The organism is Kitasatospora sp. NPDC088742 (assembly GCF_055584905.1).
Genome location: NZ_JBVJLD010000009.1, coordinates 144,031 through 158,735, shown reverse-complemented (window position 1 = coordinate 158,735; position 14,705 = coordinate 144,031). Strand labels below are relative to the sequence as shown.

Genomic DNA, 14,705 nt, shown 5'->3' with positions numbered 1-14,705 from the left:
CTGGGGCGCGAGGAACTGCGCGCAGGGGAACGGCAGCACCTGCAACTGGCTGACGTGCCCTCAGTTGCAGGTGAGCCGCCTCCGGATTCGCGCAGTTCCTCGCGCCCCTGGGGTGACCACTCCCGTGAAACCTGCTGGCGTAGGCTGGGCGAGTCCCACGTCGGAGAAAAGAAGGGCCAGCAAAGGTGTCCGAGCAGAACCGCCCCCAGCCTCCGGCCGGGGATACCCCCCTCGCCACTGACCTGCAGGCCGTCCTCGACCGTGCGGCGGCCGGTGGCCGGATCACCCCGGAAGAGGCGCTCGACCTCTACCGGTCGGCCCCGCTGCACGCGCTCGGCTCCGCCGCCGACACCGTCCGCCGCCGCCGCTACGCGGGTACCGAGCACATCGCGACGTACATCATCGAGCGGAACATCAACTACACCAACGTCTGCGTGACGGCCTGCAAGTTCTGCGCCTTCTACGTGGCCCCGAAGAGCGACAAGGGCTGGTCCCGCGACCTCGACGAGATCCTGCGCCGCTGCGCCGAGACCGTCGAACTCGGCGGCACCCAGGTGATGTTCCAGGGCGGCCACCACCCGGACTACGGGGTGGAGTACTACGAGACCGCGTTCACCGCGATCAAGAAGGACTTCCCGCAGCTGGTGATCCACTCCCTCGGCGCCTCCGAGGTCGAGCACATGGCGCGGATCTCCAAGGTCTCCATCGAGGAGGCCATCACCCGGATCCACAAGGCGGGCCTGGACTCCTTCGCGGGGGCCGGCGCCGAGCTGCTGCCGGAGCGGCCGCGGAAGGCGATCGCCCCGCTGAAGGAGTCGGGCGAGCGCTGGCTGGAGATCATGGAGGCCGCGCACAACCTGGGCGTGGAGTCCACCTCCACCATGCTGATGGGCACCGGCGAGACCAACGCGGAGCGGATCGAGCACCTGCGGATGATCCGCGAGGTGCAGGACCGCACCGGCGGGTTCCGGGCGTTCATCCCGTACACCTACCAGCCGCAGAACAACCACCTCAAGGGCCGGACCCAGGCCACCGTCTTCGAGTACCTGCGGATGATCTCGATCGCCCGTCTGTTCCTCGACAACGTGGCGCACATCCAGGGCTCCTGGCTCACCACCGGCAAGGAGGCGGGCCAGCTCTCGCTGCACTACGGGGCCGACGACCTCGGCTCGGTGATGCTGGAGGAGAACGTGGTCTCGGCCGCCGGGGCGAAGCACCGGTCCAACCTGACCGAGCTGATCCACCTGATCCGCACCGCCGACCGCACCCCGGCGCAGCGCTCCACCACCTACCAGCACCTGCGGGTGCTGGACGACCCGGCCAACGACCCGGTCGACCCGCGGGTGGCCTCGCACATCGCCTCCACCGCGATCGAGGGCGGTACCGCGCACCCCGAGCTGAAGATCCTCTCCACCACCTGATGCGCACCCTGCACCGGGCCGCGCTCCTGCTGTCCGACCCCACCGCCCCGCCGGTCTCCGACGGGGCGGTACTGGTCGACGGCGGCACGGTGGTGGCGCTCGGCCCGTACGGCTCCCTCGGGCACGAAGGCGCCCGGGAGCGGGCGTGGGGCGGGCTGCTGACGCCCGGTCTGCTCAACCCGTACGGCGGGTGGCTGCTGGAGACCGCCTACCACCCGGACCCGCGCGAGGAGCTGGGCGGCGAGCCGCTGGAGCTGCCGGAGGTGCCCGAGGAGCGGCGCGGGCCGAGCGCCCGGCTCGGGCTCCAGCGGATGCTGGCGCACGGGGTGACGGCGGTGGCCGGTCCGTTCACCCGGCCGGCCGTGCGGACGGCGGTGGCCCGGTCGGGGCTGCACGCGGTGCCGGGGGACGGGGGCCGGGGCGGGCTCGACCCGCTGACGGACCGTCCGCTCGTGGCGGCCGCGCACCGTCCGCTGACGGTCGGCGGCCCGGCCGACTTCGCGGTCTTCGACGTGCCGTCGCTCGCCGAGCTGGAGCGGGGCGGGGCGGTCTGCCTGGTCACCGTGCTGGGCGGACGGCTGCTCTACCGCCGCCGCTGAGCCACGTCCAGCGGCGTGCCACGGAACAGGTGGGACTCCGTCAGGCCGGGGGCCGTCCAACGGGGCGTCAACTGGACATAACCGCACTAACCCCCGCTTCGTTCACGTGAACTGATGGTCCCTCGTCGTGACCGGAGGGACCGTCAGCGGTTACCATCCTGAGCACCGGGTCGTCCCCAACCCGGCCCGGCAAGCCCCGACAGGAACCATGCGACCCCCGACCGTCACCAGCCCGCGCAGCTCGCGACTCGGCCGAGGCTGGTACCTCGCCGCCGTGCTCAGCGCGGTGCTCGCGCTCGGCATGTGCCTGCTCGGCTGGCGCCAGGCCGACCAGGCGGACCGGATCAACGCGGACCCGGTGAAGGTGCAGGGCACCGTCACCCAGCTCGCCGCGGGCACCGGCAGCTACAGCTCCGTCAACTACCAGGCCGCGGGCCGCACCCTCACCGCCACCGACCTCTGGCTCCCCGAGGACGCCCGGGTCGGCGACCGGATCTGCCTGGAGTACGCGGGCGAGGACCCGGGCGCCGTCCGCGCCTGTGGCAAGCGCTACCCGCAGCCGGCCGGGGTCGGGCTGGCCCGGATCAGCGTCCCGGTCGCGCTGGTGCTGCTCGCCTTCAGCGGGCACCGGATCTGGCTGCACCGCCGCGGCACCGCCTCGCTGCGGCGCAGCCGGCCGCGCACCACGGTCGCCTTCGCCTCCGAGTCGATCGGGGCCGGGATGCCCGCGATCAGCCACGGCAAGCGCTCCCGGCGGCGCCGCAAGTCCGGCCGCCGCGCGCTGCGCTGACCCGCCGCCAGACGGCCGTCGGACGGCGGGCCGGACGGCGGGCGGGACGGCGGGCCCGAGGCCCTTCACCGGCCTGGCGCAGGACCTCCTCCGAGGTCCGCGGCCCGGTGGTGAACAATGGGGTCGTGACCCGAGCCTCCCTGGACAAGCAGCCGCACGAAGTCGCCGCGATGTTCGACGACGTCGCCGCGAAGTACGACCGTACGAACGACGTGCTCTCCCTCGGCCAGGCGCGGGCCTGGCGCCGCGCGGTGGCCGAGGCGGTGGACGCCGGGCCGGGGCAGCGGGTGCTCGACCTGGGAGCCGGCACGGGGACCTCCTCGCTGCCGTTCGCCGAGGCCGGGGCGGAGGTCGTTCCCTGCGACTTCTCGACCGGCATGCTGGGCGAGGGCAAGAAGCGCCACCCCGAGCTGGCGCTGACCGCCGGTGACGCCACCAAGCTGCCGTTCGCCGACGACAGCTTCGACGCCACCACCATCTCCTTCGCCCTGCGCAACGTGCAGGACACCGACGCCGCGCTGCGCGAGCTGTACCGGGTCACCAAGCCCGGCGGCAAGGTGGTGATCTGCGAGTTCTCCACTCCCACCTGGACGCCGCTGCGCACCGTCTACACCGAGTACCTGATGCGCGCGCTGCCGCCGGTGGCCACCGCCGTCAGCTCCAACCCGGACGCCTACGTCTACCTCGCCGAGTCGATCCGCGCCTGGCCCGACCAGCCCGCCCTGGCCACCAAGCTCCAGCAGGCCGGCTGGCAGCGGGTCGCCTGGCGCAACCTCACCGGCGGCATCGTCGCGCTGCACCGGGGCTTCAAGGCATAAGCGCTGACTAGACTCGACCGAGCCCGCAGCCTGACGTAGTGGCCTGACGTAGTGGAGTGTGCCCAGCCGTGTCCGACACCGCAGTTGACCTGAGCAGCGAGTCCAGCGAGACGGTGGAGAGCACCGCCGACGTGATCGTGGTCGGCGCCGGCCCGGCCGGGGCCACCACCGCGTACTACCTGGCCCAGGCCGGGCTGGACGTGCTGCTGCTGGAGAAGACCGAGTTCCCGCGCGAGAAGGTCTGCGGCGACGGCCTGACCCCGCGCGCCACCAAGCAGTTGGTGGACATGGGCATCGACGTCTCCACCTCCAACGGCTGGCTGCACAACAAGGGCCTGCGGATCATCGGCGGCGGCGTCCGGCTGGAGCTGGACTGGCCCGAGCTCTCCGCCTACCCGGACTACGGACTGGTCCGCAAGCGCGCCGACTTCGACGAACTGCTGGCCCGTCAGGCCCAGAAGGCCGGCGCCCGGCTGTACGAGAAGTGCAACGTGACCGGCCCGGTGCTGGACGACCGCAGTGGCCGGATCGTCGGCGTCACCGCCAAGTTGGGCGACGACAAGCGCCCCGTGGTCTTCCGCGCCCCGCTGGTGGTCGCGGCCGACGGCAACTCCACCCGGCTCTCGCTGGCGATGGGCCTGCACCGCCGCGAGGACCGCCCGATGGGCGTCGCCTACCGCACCTACTTCACCTCGCCCCGGCACGACGACGACTACCTCGAGTCCTGGCTCGAGCTCTGGGACACCCGGGGCGGCGACAAGAAGCTGCTCCCCGGCTACGGCTGGGTCTTCGGCATGGGCGACGGCACCTCCAACGTCGGCCTCGGCATCCTCAACTCCTCTCCCGCGTTCGGGGAGTTGGACTGGCGCGAGGTGCTCAAGGCCTGGTGCGCCTCGATGCCCGCCGAGTGGGGCTACACCCCCGAGAACATGACCGACCCGATCCGCGGCGCCGCCCTCCCGATGGCCTTCAACCGCCAGCCCCACTACACCCGCGGCCTGCTGCTGGTCGGCGACGCCGGCGGCATGGTCAACCCCTTCAACGGCGAGGGCATCGCCTACGCGATGGAGTCCGGCCAGATCGCCGCCGGCGTCATCGTCCAGGCCCACGCCCGCATCACCCCCGAGGGCCGCGAGCGCGCCCTCCACGCCTACCCGCGCATCCTCAAGGACGTCTACGGCGGCTACTACACCCTCGGCCGCGGCTTCGTGAAGCTCATCGGCAACCCCAAGGTCATGCAGCTCGCCACCCAGCGCGGCCTCACCCACCCGGTCCTGATGAAGTTCGTCCTCAAGATGCTCGCCAACCTCACCGACCCGCAGGGCGGCGACGCCATGGACCGCATCATCAACGGCCTCGCGAAGGTCGCCCCCAACGCCTGACCCCGACGTTACGGGCCCTGCACTGCGATGGCGGTGCGGGGCCCAAGTCGTGTCCGGTGGTTGATGGTTGGCGACCGCTGGAGATCGTTTCCGGCGTGATGGCGATCGGTTGGTGACGGCTTCGATTTTCAGGTGGTGCACGTGCTACGTTCCGGCCTCAACGGAACACAGTTGACCCCGGCAGCGCGCCAACGCTCCGGGGTCCGGCACCAGGAGCCAACACTCCCCATGCACGTACATCGTAGCCCGCAGGGACGCAGTTTCACCGTTCTGCCCAACCGGCTGGTGCAGGACCGGCAGTTGAGCTACACCGCACGCGGCCTGCTGGCCGACCTGCTCTCCCGCCCCGACGGCTGGCGCGAGGACGGCCGTCAGATGGCGGACTCGGGCGTGCAGGGCCGCGGTGCGGTCCGACGGGCACTCAAGGAGCTGGCCGCCGCCGGGTACTACCGGGTCGAACGGGTACGAATGCCGGACGGCACCATCCGCAGCGAGAGCCACGTCTACGACTCCCCGCAGCGACCGGGCGCCGCAGAGTCGGACCCCGGCCCCCCTGACGTCCCTTACGTAAAGAACCCGGAGAAAACACCCCCCCTCCCCGGCGCCGAAGTTGACGACGGGGTACGGGCGGCCGCGGCGACGCTGATCCAGGTGATCAGACCCGAGCCACGCCTGCGGCTCGGCGAGCGCGAAGCCGTCGAGCTCGCCCCGCTGGTCGCCCGCTGGCTGGAACGCGGCGCCACCCCCGCCGACCTCGCCCGCGCCCTGCTCCCCGGCCTGCCCGCCACGGTCCACTCCCCGGCCGGCGTCCTCCGCAGCCGCCTCGAACGCAAACTGCCACCCACCCAGGCCCCGGTCGCCCGCCGCCCCGAATGCGCCAAGTGCCACGCCCCGGTGCCCCGTCCGGGCATCTGCCACTCCTGCGCGGGCCTCGCCCCCGCCCCCGCCAGAACCACCGCAGCCACCGCCCGCGCCGGCGCAGCCCTGGCCCGGGAGGCGATGCGCACGGCCAAGGCCGCGCTCGGCATCTGCCAACCCGCCGGTACCGGACAGCAGTTGAGTCTGCATGCCGCTCGCTCCTGACCCGGCAGGGTGGCGGCGTCGGCGGCGATGATGCCGATGCGCTTGTAGTCCATCAGGTCGTACTCGCTGACCCCCTGGCAGTCGCCGGTGCGTCGAAGAACTCGTCCCAGAGCTCGTTGGCGCCGGGTTCGGCGGGTGCCGGAGGCTTCTCCTGTCGGAGGGCGGCGGTCTCGACGGCCGCGATCTGTTCGTCGAGGTCGCGGAAGATCATGGAGAGCCGCTGTTTGGCCACGGCAGGGCGTAGCGCTGCGTGCTACGCCCTGCCGAGGCTCGGGGGTCAGCGCTTGGTGATTTTGACGTTCTTGAAGGTGGGGACCAGGTTGGGGTAGCCGTCGCCGGGGTTGTTCTGGGAGTCGGAGCCGGCGGCGGCGATCTTCTGGAGGACGTCGAGGCCGGCGGTGACGTGGCCGAAGGGGGTGTAGGCGGGGGAGAGCTTGGTGTCCTTCCAGACGAAGAAGAACTGGCTGCCGTTGGTGTTCGGGCCGGCGTTGGCCATCGCGACGGTGCCGGCGGGGTAGGTGGCGCCGGTGAGGTTCTCGTCGGGGAAGGAGTAGCCGGGGCCGCCGCTGCCGGTGCCGGTCGGGTCGCCGCACTGGAGGACGAAGAGCCGCTCGGTGGTGAGGCGGTGGCAGTGGCTCTTGTCGAAGTAGTCCCGCTCGGCGAGGAAGCGGAACGAGAAGGTGGTGCACGGCGCCTTGTCGGTCAACGCCTGGAAGGTGATGGCGCCCTGAGTGGTCTTCAGGGTGACGCTGTAGGGCTGGGCCGCCTTCTTGGCGTCGAAGACCGGGATGCCCTTGAAGTTGTCGGCGGGCACGGCCGGTGTGTAGGTGCAGCTCGCGGTGGCCGCGGGGGCGGCGTCCGCGATGCCCACCGAGGTGGTCAGGGCGAGCGGGAGGGTGGTGGCGACGGTGAGCAGGGCCCAGTGTTTGCGCAGCACTTGAGGAGCCTCCGGGGAGCGACGGGGAGTTGGCATGGCGCCATCATCATTGCCCGGACGACCGTTCGGTATGCACGGTGTCAGGTCGCGGGGTGAAGTTGCCGGGTGACCGGTGGGTGGAAAGGTGTTGATCGGCCGGGAGCGGGTGCGGGACGATGCCCGCCACCAGACCGTTCGGCGTCGCACGGCTCCGCTCCCGCTCCTCCGGAGGAGACCGTATGCGTCCGTCCGTCGTCCGCTCCGCCCGTCCGCTCCGCGACCTGCCCGTGCTCGGGGTCGCCGTGGTCTGGGGCTCCAGCTTCCTGGTGGTCAAGAACGTGGCCACCGACGAGACCGTGGTGGCCATGCTGGTGCTCCGCTTCGCGGTGGCGCTGCCGCTGTTGGCGCTGTTCACCTGGCGGGCACTGCGCCGCTTCGGGGCCCGGGAGTGGTTCGGCGGGGTGGCGCTCGGGCTGGTGCTCGGGGCGGTCTTCCTGCTGGAGACCTACGGCGCGGTGTACACCTCCGTCACCAACGCCGGACTGATCATCAGCCTCACCATGGTCTTCACCCCGCTCGCCGAGAGCGCGCTGGCCCGCACCCGGCTGCCCCGGCCGTTCGTCGCGGCGGCCGGGCTCTCGCTGCTCGGGGTCGCGCTGCTGACCGGGGGCGGGGGCTTCCGGATGCCGGGCCTTGGTGACCTGCTGGTCCTCGGGGCCGCGCTGGTGCGGACTGCGCACGTGCTCACCATGGCCCGGCTGAAGTCCATCCGGGAGGCCGACTCGGGGGCCCTGACCTGGGTCCAACTCGCCACCGCCACCGTTGTGTTCGCGGTGATCGCACCCTTCACCGGCACCTCCCCGGCGACCCTGGCGGCCTCCTACGGCGCGGCCGACTGGGCGCTGCTGCTCTACCTCTCGCTGGCCTGCACGCTGTTCGCCTTCGCGGTCCAGATGTGGGCCGTCCGGGCCACCTCACCCTCCCGGGTCTCCCTGCTGCTCGGCACCGAACCCCTCTGGGCCGCCGTCTTCGGCATCACCCTGGCCGGCAACTACCTCGGCCCGCTCGGCCTCCTCGGCGCCCTCTGCGTCCTGGCCGGCACCGAATGGGGCCGCCGCACCGCGGCCCCGGCAGGCGAGCCGAAGGCAGTGCCGGTCGCCCAGCCGGAACCTGTCTGACCGTCAACTCCGAATGTCCCGGGCCCGGAGTTCGGCGAGGACGGAGGCGACGGCGGTGAAGTCGTTGTCCAGGTGCAGCACCGTCAGGTCGTGGTGGACGGCGGTGGCGCACACCAGCAGGTCGACCGCACCGGCGGAGCGGTGCTGACCCTGCTGGGTGAGCTTGTACTGTGCGCTGTCCACCCATCGCCAGGCTCCCATCGGGACGCCGGCGGGCCGGAAGACGGTGTCCAGGTCCGCCGCCAGTTCGTCTCGGTGGGCCGGGCCGGTAGCGGAGTACAGGAACTCCGCCCGGCTCGGCTCACAGAGGTGCAGCGCGCCGGCGGTGATGTGCCCTTCCCAGGCGGCGAAGGTATCCGCGTGTCGGAACAGCTGCCACAAGGCGGAGGTGTCGACCAGGTAGCCGATCATCCTGCTGCCTCTCGGCGGTTGCGCTTGCCGGCCGTGTGGGCTGCCGCCGCCTCGTCGAACTCACCGCGGGCCCCTCTGGCGGCGAGCCGCTCGGCGGCCTCCAGGCGCCTTATCCGCTCGGTGTACTCGCGGAGGGCCGTGTTCACGGTGTCCTTCTTCGTTGTGGTGCCCATGAGTTGCATCGCTGCTGCCAGGGCTTCGTCGTCGATGTCGATCTGCGTCACGCTCATCAGGGCCTCCGATGTTGGTGATGTGGACAGGCCATCAACATTACCAACATCATCCCCGCGAGCGGCGCCAGAAGTCGGCGGTGACGACGGCGAGCAGGGGGCCCCAGAGGAGCAGGGGGGCGTAGGAGGCGGTCATCAGGAAGCCGGCCAGGCCGTGCGGGGCGTCGGGGCTGCCCATGGTCCCGGGGCCGTACCAGGTGAAGGCGGCGGTGGTGGTGATCAGGGTGAGGGCGAGGGCGCCGAGGGCGGCGGGGATCGCGGCGACGGGTGGGGCGATGCGGCGGCCGCCGATGAACGGGAGCCAGCGGGGGGCGAGTTGGCCCCAGGGGCGGACCAGGCCGAGGGTGAGGAAGGCGAGGGTCTCGGCCAGGGCGGAGAGGGCGATCACGTAGGCGGTGCCCCAGCCCGGCATGTGGGAGGTCATCTGGGTCTCCATGGCGCCGGTGAAGCCGACCGGGATGCCGACGCCGAGGGCGACCCGCCAGAGGCCGGAGGGGAGGGCGGTCAGTGCGGCGAGCTTGGCGGTGCGGACGGCCCACGGGGCCGGCGGGCGGACGACCGGGGCGGTGGCGGTCGGGACGGTGACCGGGGCGGTGGAGGGGTGCAGGGTGGTGGGCATCGGACTGCCTTTCGGAGCGGGCTGGTTGGGATGCCTCAAGCTTCCCGGCGGGGGAGGGGGAGGGGGCAGATGCCGAACGGGAGGTTCGGACGGGCCGTCATGTGCCGTTCGGCACGGGGTGGGTGGCGAGCACCGGACCGTAGGGTGATCGCATGATCGTTCGATGGGGGAGCGTTGGGGCGGTGGGGTCACTGGGGGTGACCGCCGTCGGGTGGCGGACGGACGGGTTCGGGGAGTCCGGGGGGCTGCTGGGCCTGCTGGTGTTGACCGAACTGCTCGGTCTGCTGGGGCTGGTGGCGCTGGCCGTGCGCGGCCGGGCCTGGCCGGCGGCGGGCCTCGCGGGGGTGGCGGTGGCGGCCTGGCCGTCCCGGTTCGTGGTGCCGGGGCGCTGGCAGGAGGCGGCCGGACTGCTCGGATTCGGCCTGATGGCGGGCCTGTTGGCGGCGGCGGTCGGGTTCTACCTGGGGACCTTGGACGAGCGGCGGCGGCGTGAGGTGGTGGCGGCCCGCCGCACCCAGCGGATCGAACTCGCGCACGACCTGCACGACTTCGTGGCCCATGACGTCAGCGGGATGGTGGCGCTGGCCCAGGCGGGAGCATTCGTGACGGAGGGTCAGCAGGAGCTGTTCCGCCGGATCGAGGAGGCCGGGCAGCAGGCCCTGGCCTCGTTGGACCGGACGGTGCACCTGCTCCGCAGCGAGGAAGCGGCCCGCCGCGAGCCGCAGCCCGGGCTGGCCGAACTCCCCGCCGTGGTCGAACGGTTCGCCGCCTCCGGCCCGGCCGGGGTTCGGCTGGAGCTGCCGGAGCCGGACGCGCCGCCGGTCGGCCGGGAGGCGGGGGCCACCGCGCACCGGGTGGTGGTGGAGGCGCTGACCAACGTCCGGCGGCACGCGCCCGGCGCGACCCTGGTGGAGGTGGTGGTCCGGTCGGGGCGGCGGGGCGGAGTGGAGGTGCTGGTCAGCGACGACGGCGGGGCGGCCCCCGCGAGGACCGGGCGCCGGAGCGGGACGGGGCTGCGCGGGCTGGCCGCGCGGCTGGAGGCACTGGACGGGACGCTGGAGGCGGCCCGGACCGAACGGGGCTGGCAGGTCAGGGCGTACCTGCCGCCGATCGAGGGGGAGTCATGACGACCACCGTCCTGTTGGCGGACGACCACGCGGACATCCGCACCGCGTACCGGATCATCCTGGAGGCCCAGCCCGACCTGACCGTGGTGGGCGAAGCGGCCAACGGGGACCAGGCCTTGGAGCTGGCCCGGCGGCTGCGGCCGGACGTGGTGCTGGCGGACATCCGGATGCCGGGGCTGGACGGGCTGGAGCTGACCAGGCGGCTGGCCGGACCGGGGGTGGCGGATCCGCTGCGGGTGGTCGTGGTGACCACCTTCGACCTGGACGAGTACGTGCACGCCGCGCTGCGGTACGGGGCGGCCGGGTTCCTGCTGAAGCGGTCCGGCCCGGCGCTGCTGGTGGAGGCGGTCCGGGCGGCGGTGGCGGGGGACGCGCTGATCAGCCCGGAGGTGACGGTCCGTCTGCTCCGGATGATCACTCCGCCGGAGGAGCTGGAGGAGCCGGACGAGCCGGCCGCGAAGTCCGCCGAGGCCGCAGAGGCAGCCGAGGTGGAGCAGCTCACGCCCCGGGAGGCGGAGATCGCCGCCCTGGTGGCGGACGGGGCGACCAACGCGGCGGTGGCCGGGCAGCTGTTCATCTCGCCGGGCACGGTGAAGAACCACCTCGCCAACATCCAGCGCAAGCTCGGGGTCCGGAACCGGGTCGGCGTCGCCGCCCACGTCTGGGGCGAACGCCGGTAGCGGAGCCGGGCATTCGTGTGCTTGTGAACGAAGGGTCAAGCGGCCGTTCCGAAGGGACCACCCTCCTGGGTGGTCCCTTTATCACGTTGGCGACGGGCTCAGAAATTTGCATGATCAGCAGCCGAGTTGATATGCGCATGGCCCTCTGACCAGTCACTTCACAAGTGAATGCGACGGTTTGTGACCACTTGCCTGCACTGGGTTGATTGATCACGCCTTCCGCCGCTCCGTGATCCTTTGCGAGGTGGCGTAGATCACAAAGATCGTTCAGAACCGCGTGTCGCACGTCACAAGCCGACGGGCATAGGATGCGCTCGTTCCAAGCCTTGTGAACTGCCTCACATGAGTGGATCTCAGGGAATGGAAACGGGCCGCGCGGAGCGTGACCCGGCAGTTCCGATCTGCAGTCACGGACGACTGGACGGAGGGAGCGGGGGCTATGAATGCCTACGCGCCGATCCTCGTACTCGGTGCCATCGCGGCGGCGTTCGCGGTCGGCTCCGTCACGATGGCCTCACTGACCGGCCCGAAGCGTTACAACCGGGCCAAGTTGGAGGCTTACGAGTGCGGCATCGAACCGACCCCGCAGCCGGTGGGCGGCGGGCGGTTCCCGATCAAGTACTACCTCACGGCGATGCTGTTCATCGTCTTCGACATCGAGATCGTCTTCCTCTATCCCTGGGCGGTCAGCTTCGACGCCCTGGGGATCTTCGGGCTGGTCGAGATGCTCCTGTTCATCGCCACCGTCTTCGTCGCCTACGCCTACGTGTGGCGTCGCGGCGGTCTCGAGTGGGACTGAGCACCACCCGCTTGTGAACGCGGGGGCAAGCCACCGGACTTGAGGGACTGAGAGGGAACTGATGGGTATCGAGGAGAAGCTGCCGAGCGGCTTTCTGCTCACCAGCGTGGAGGCCGCGGCGGGGTGGGTGCGCAAGGCGTCGCTCTTCCCGGCTACCTTCGGGCTGGCCTGCTGCGCGATCGAGATGATGACCACCGGAGCGGGCCGCTACGACCTGGCCCGGTTCGGCATGGAGGTCTTCCGGGGCTCGCCCCGGCAGGCCGACCTGATGATCGTGGCCGGTCGGGTGAGCCAGAAGATGGCGCCGGTGTTGCGCCAGGTGTACGACCAGATGGCCAATCCGAAGTGGGTCATCTCGATGGGCGTCTGCGCCTCCTCCGGCGGGATGTTCAACAACTACGCGATCGTGCAGGGCGTGGACCACATCGTCCCGGTGGACATCTACCTGCCGGGCTGTCCGCCCCGCCCGGAGATGCTGATGGATGCCATCATCAAGCTGCACGAGAAGATCCAGCACGAGCCGCTGGGCGTGAACCGGCGCCGCGCCGAGGAGTTGGCGGAGGAGCTGGCGCTGGAGGCCACCCCGACCAGCGAGATGCGGGGGCTGCTGCGATGAGCGAGCAGACGCCGGTACCGGCGACCCGCAAGGAGATCCCCGTCGAGGTGATCGGCAAGCGGCAGGGCATGTTCGGCGCCCAGGGCACCGGCGACACCTCCGGCTTCGGCGGCCTGGCCGCCCCGGTCGTGATGCCGCCGGCCAGCAGTCGCCCGTACGGGCACGGCTTCGACGAGGTCGCCGACGAGTTCGAGGGCGCGCTGGAGGAGCAGGGGCTCGACCCGGCCGAGGTGATCGAGAAGACCGTGGTGGACCGCGGCGAGCTCACCTTCCACATCGCCCGCGAGCACCTGCTGAAGGCCGTCCGCACCTTGCGCGACGACCCGGCGCTGCGCTACGAGCTCTGTCTCGGCGTCAACGGCGTGCACTACCCGGGTGACGCCGGACGGGAGTTGCACGCGGTCTACCCGCTGCGCTCGATCACCCACGGCCGGCTGCTCCGGCTGGAGGTCACCGCGCCGGACTCCGACCCGGTGATCCCCTCGGTGGTCAGCGTCTACCCGACCAACGACTGGCACGAGCGCGAGGCCTGGGACTTCTTCGGCCTGGTCTTCGAGGGTCACCCGGCACTGACCCGGATCATGATGCCGGACGACTGGACCGGCCACCCGCAGCGCAAGGACTACCCGCTCGGCGGCATCCCCGTCGAGTACAAGGGCGCCCAGATCCCGGCGCCCGACCAGCGGAGGTCGTACAGCTGATGACCACACACTACGAAGAGGCGCGGGAGACCACCGAGGGACGGGTCTTCACCGTCACCGGTGGCGACTGGGGCGAGGTCGTGGAGGCCGTCGGCCGGGCCGACGACGAGCGCATCATCGTCAACATGGGTCCCCAACACCCGTCCACCCACGGGGTGTTGCGCCTGATCCTGGAGATCGACGGCGAGACGGTGACCGAGGCCCGGTGCGGGATCGGTTACCTGCACACCGGCATCGAGAAGAACATGGAGTTCCGGAACTGGGTCCAGGGCACCACCTTCGTGACCCGGATGGACTACCTGACCCCGATGTTCAACGAGACCGCGTACTGCCTCGCGGTCGAGAAGCTGCTCGGCATCACCGACCAGATCCCGGACCGCGCCAGCGTGATCCGGGTGCTGATGATGGAGCTCAACCGGATCTCCTCGCACCTGGTCTGCCTGGCCACCGGCGGTATGGAGATCGGCTCCACCACGCTGATGATCTACGGCTTCCGGGACCGCGAACTCATCCTGGACGTCTTCGAGTTGGTCACCGGCCTGCGGATGAACCACGCGTACGTCCGTCCCGGCGGCCTCGCCCAGGACCTGCCGCCCGGCGCGGTGGACCAGATCCGCGAGGCGGTGAAGACGCTCCGCTCGCGGATGCACGAGTACGACAAGCTGGCCACCGGGAACCCGGTCTTCAAGGCCCGGCTGGTCGACGTCGGCTTCCTGGACCTGCCCGGCTGCCTGGCGCTCGGCGCCACCGGCCCGATCCTGCGGGCCACCGGCCTGCCGCACGACCTGCGCAAGACCGACCCGTACTGCGGGTACGAGGACTACGAGTTCGAGGTCGCCACCGCCGACACCGCGGACTCCTACGGCCGGTTCCTGATCCGGCTGGAGGAGATGCACCAGTCGCTGCGGATCGTCGAGCAGTGCCTGGACCGGCTCAAGCCCGGCCCGGTGATGGTGGCCGACAAGAAGATCGCCTGGCCCGCCCAACTGGCCGTCGGCCCGGACGGGATGGGCAACTCGCTGGACCACATCCGGAAGATCATGGGCACCTCGATGGAGGCCCTGATCCACCACTTCAAGCTGGTCACCGAGGGCTTCCGGGTGCCGGTCGGCCAGGCCTACACGGCCGTCGAGTCGCCCAAGGGCGAGCTCGGCGTGCACGTGGTGAGCGACGGCGGGACCCGCCCGTACCGGGTGCACTTCCGGGACCCGTCCTTCACCAACCTGCAGACGATGGCGGCGATGTGCGAGGGCGGCCAGGTCGCCGACGTGATCGTCGCGGTGGCCGGGATCGACCCGGTGATGGGAGGAGTGGACCGGTGAGCAGCGACGTCCA

At 71.3% G+C, this 14,705-nt stretch carries 18 protein-coding genes; 13 read left to right on the top strand and 5 right to left on the bottom strand.

The genetic code is table 11. The features are described 5' to 3' along the window. The first annotated feature begins 185 nt into the window (after positions 1-185). The 6 genes from mqnC to ACZ6ZR_RS10885 all read left to right on the top strand — a co-directional run bounded on the left by mqnC (position 186) and on the right by ACZ6ZR_RS10885 (position 6,093). A complete protein-coding gene (gene mqnC, locus ACZ6ZR_RS10910) occupies positions 186-1,421 on the top strand; it encodes a cyclic dehypoxanthinyl futalosine synthase (RefSeq protein WP_465641545.1) in 1,236 nt (411 codons plus the stop codon). Then, positions 1,421-2,020 (top strand): amidohydrolase family protein, encoded by a 600-nt coding sequence (locus ACZ6ZR_RS10905; protein ID WP_465641543.1) that lies wholly within the window; start codon positions 1,421-1,423, stop codon positions 2,018-2,020. The genes mqnC and ACZ6ZR_RS10905 overlap by 1 nt, the downstream gene beginning before the upstream one ends. A gap of 208 nt (positions 2,021-2,228) precedes the next feature. Then, on the top strand, positions 2,229-2,810 hold the full coding sequence (locus ACZ6ZR_RS10900) for a hypothetical protein (protein WP_465641541.1): 582 nt from the start codon (positions 2,229-2,231) through the stop codon (positions 2,808-2,810). A gap of 125 nt (positions 2,811-2,935) precedes the next feature. Beyond that, positions 2,936-3,628 (top strand): demethylmenaquinone methyltransferase, encoded by a 693-nt coding sequence (locus ACZ6ZR_RS10895; RefSeq protein ID WP_465641539.1) that lies wholly within the window; start codon positions 2,936-2,938, stop codon positions 3,626-3,628. A 113-nt stretch (positions 3,629-3,741) separates the two neighbouring features. Next, positions 3,742-5,010, top strand: a complete 1,269-nt coding sequence (locus ACZ6ZR_RS10890; protein ID WP_465641590.1) for a geranylgeranyl reductase family protein — start codon at positions 3,742-3,744, stop codon at positions 5,008-5,010. 228 nt (positions 5,011-5,238) lie between these two features. Further along, the gene (locus ACZ6ZR_RS10885; RefSeq protein WP_465641537.1) at positions 5,239-6,093 is read left to right on the top strand and encodes a hypothetical protein; all 855 of its coding nucleotides are present in this window, start codon (positions 5,239-5,241) and stop codon (positions 6,091-6,093) included. A 52-nt stretch (positions 6,094-6,145) separates the two neighbouring features. Here ACZ6ZR_RS10885 and ACZ6ZR_RS10880 read toward each other — a convergent pair whose 3' ends face one another. Next, on the bottom strand, positions 6,146-6,304 hold the full coding sequence (locus ACZ6ZR_RS10880) for a hypothetical protein (protein ID WP_465641536.1): 159 nt from the start codon (positions 6,302-6,304) through the stop codon (positions 6,146-6,148). Between the two features lie 66 nt (positions 6,305-6,370). Further along, positions 6,371-7,030, bottom strand: coding sequence for a peptidylprolyl isomerase (locus ACZ6ZR_RS10875; RefSeq protein ID WP_465641534.1), 660 nt, complete (start codon positions 7,028-7,030; stop codon positions 6,371-6,373). A 218-nt stretch (positions 7,031-7,248) separates the two neighbouring features. On the opposite strand from ACZ6ZR_RS10875, the gene ACZ6ZR_RS10870 reads away from it, so the two are divergent. Next, on the top strand, positions 7,249-8,187 hold the full coding sequence (locus ACZ6ZR_RS10870) for a DMT family transporter (protein ID WP_465641532.1): 939 nt from the start codon (positions 7,249-7,251) through the stop codon (positions 8,185-8,187). A gap of 3 nt (positions 8,188-8,190) precedes the next feature. Here the strand turns inward: ACZ6ZR_RS10870 and ACZ6ZR_RS10865 are convergent, their stop codons facing one another. The 3 genes from ACZ6ZR_RS10865 to ACZ6ZR_RS10855 are packed head-to-tail and all read right to left on the bottom strand — an operon-like array spanning position 8,191 to position 9,447. Next, positions 8,191-8,598, bottom strand: a complete 408-nt coding sequence (locus ACZ6ZR_RS10865; protein ID WP_465641530.1) for a PIN domain-containing protein — start codon at positions 8,596-8,598, stop codon at positions 8,191-8,193. Beyond that, on the bottom strand, positions 8,595-8,828 hold the full coding sequence (locus ACZ6ZR_RS10860) for a type II toxin-antitoxin system VapB family antitoxin (protein ID WP_465641529.1): 234 nt from the start codon (positions 8,826-8,828) through the stop codon (positions 8,595-8,597). Before ACZ6ZR_RS10860 ends, ACZ6ZR_RS10865 begins: the two co-directional genes overlap by 4 nt. A gap of 49 nt (positions 8,829-8,877) precedes the next feature. After that, complete coding sequence (locus tag ACZ6ZR_RS10855) at positions 8,878-9,447, bottom strand: hypothetical protein (RefSeq protein ID WP_465641527.1); 570 nt, start codon at positions 9,445-9,447, stop codon at positions 8,878-8,880. 197 nt (positions 9,448-9,644) lie between these two features. Between ACZ6ZR_RS10855 and ACZ6ZR_RS10850 the strand changes: the two genes are divergently transcribed. The 6 genes from ACZ6ZR_RS10850 (at position 9,645) to ACZ6ZR_RS10825 (ending at position 14,692) form a co-directional block, all read left to right on the top strand. After that, positions 9,645-10,574, top strand: coding sequence for a sensor histidine kinase (locus tag ACZ6ZR_RS10850; RefSeq protein ID WP_465641526.1), 930 nt, complete (start codon positions 9,645-9,647; stop codon positions 10,572-10,574). Next, entirely contained in the window at positions 10,571-11,254 is a 684-nt protein-coding gene (locus ACZ6ZR_RS10845) for a response regulator (RefSeq protein WP_465641524.1), read from the top strand. Before ACZ6ZR_RS10850 ends, ACZ6ZR_RS10845 begins: the two co-directional genes overlap by 4 nt. A 439-nt stretch (positions 11,255-11,693) precedes the next feature. After that, the gene (locus tag ACZ6ZR_RS10840; protein WP_033822576.1) at positions 11,694-12,053 is read left to right on the top strand and encodes an NADH-quinone oxidoreductase subunit A; all 360 of its coding nucleotides are present in this window, start codon (positions 11,694-11,696) and stop codon (positions 12,051-12,053) included. Positions 12,054-12,114: 61 nt separating this feature from the next. After that, a complete protein-coding gene (locus ACZ6ZR_RS10835; protein WP_402301120.1) occupies positions 12,115-12,669 on the top strand; it encodes a NuoB/complex I 20 kDa subunit family protein in 555 nt (184 codons plus the stop codon). Further along, positions 12,666-13,370: an NADH-quinone oxidoreductase subunit C gene (locus ACZ6ZR_RS10830; protein ID WP_465641523.1), complete on the top strand. Its 705-nt coding sequence runs from the start codon at positions 12,666-12,668 to the stop codon at positions 13,368-13,370. Before ACZ6ZR_RS10835 ends, ACZ6ZR_RS10830 begins: the two co-directional genes overlap by 4 nt. Beyond that, positions 13,370-14,692, top strand: a complete 1,323-nt coding sequence (locus tag ACZ6ZR_RS10825) for an NADH-quinone oxidoreductase subunit D (RefSeq protein WP_465641521.1) — start codon at positions 13,370-13,372, stop codon at positions 14,690-14,692. The genes ACZ6ZR_RS10830 and ACZ6ZR_RS10825 overlap by 1 nt, the downstream gene beginning before the upstream one ends. The last annotated feature ends 13 nt before the right edge of the window (positions 14,693-14,705 follow it).

Bases quoted from the DNA above. Each gene is read 5' to 3' on its own strand.
- ACZ6ZR_RS10830 (WP_465641523.1), top strand. From the start codon at position 12,666: ATGAGCGAGCAGACGCCGGTACCGGCGACCCGCAAGGAGATCCCCGTC.
- ACZ6ZR_RS10885 (WP_465641537.1), top strand. From the start codon at position 5,239: ATGCACGTACATCGTAGCCCGCAGGGACGCAGTTTCACCGTTCTGCCC.
- ACZ6ZR_RS10855 (WP_465641527.1), bottom strand. From the start codon at position 9,447: ATGCCCACCACCCTGCACCCCTCCACCGCCCCGGTCACCGTCCCGACC.
- ACZ6ZR_RS10840 (WP_033822576.1), top strand. From the start codon at position 11,694: ATGAATGCCTACGCGCCGATCCTCGTACTCGGTGCCATCGCGGCGGCG.
- ACZ6ZR_RS10870 (WP_465641532.1), top strand. From the start codon at position 7,249: ATGCGTCCGTCCGTCGTCCGCTCCGCCCGTCCGCTCCGCGACCTGCCC.
- ACZ6ZR_RS10900 (WP_465641541.1), top strand. From the start codon at position 2,229: ATGCGACCCCCGACCGTCACCAGCCCGCGCAGCTCGCGACTCGGCCGA.
- ACZ6ZR_RS10845 (WP_465641524.1), top strand. From the start codon at position 10,571: ATGACGACCACCGTCCTGTTGGCGGACGACCACGCGGACATCCGCACC.
- ACZ6ZR_RS10860 (WP_465641529.1), bottom strand. From the start codon at position 8,828: ATGAGCGTGACGCAGATCGACATCGACGACGAAGCCCTGGCAGCAGCG.
- ACZ6ZR_RS10835 (WP_402301120.1), top strand. From the start codon at position 12,115: ATGGGTATCGAGGAGAAGCTGCCGAGCGGCTTTCTGCTCACCAGCGTG.
- ACZ6ZR_RS10825 (WP_465641521.1), top strand. From the start codon at position 13,370: ATGACCACACACTACGAAGAGGCGCGGGAGACCACCGAGGGACGGGTC.
- ACZ6ZR_RS10865 (WP_465641530.1), bottom strand. From the start codon at position 8,598: ATGATCGGCTACCTGGTCGACACCTCCGCCTTGTGGCAGCTGTTCCGA.
- ACZ6ZR_RS10880 (WP_465641536.1), bottom strand. From the start codon at position 6,304: ATGATCTTCCGCGACCTCGACGAACAGATCGCGGCCGTCGAGACCGCC.
- ACZ6ZR_RS10905 (WP_465641543.1), top strand. From the start codon at position 1,421: ATGCGCACCCTGCACCGGGCCGCGCTCCTGCTGTCCGACCCCACCGCC.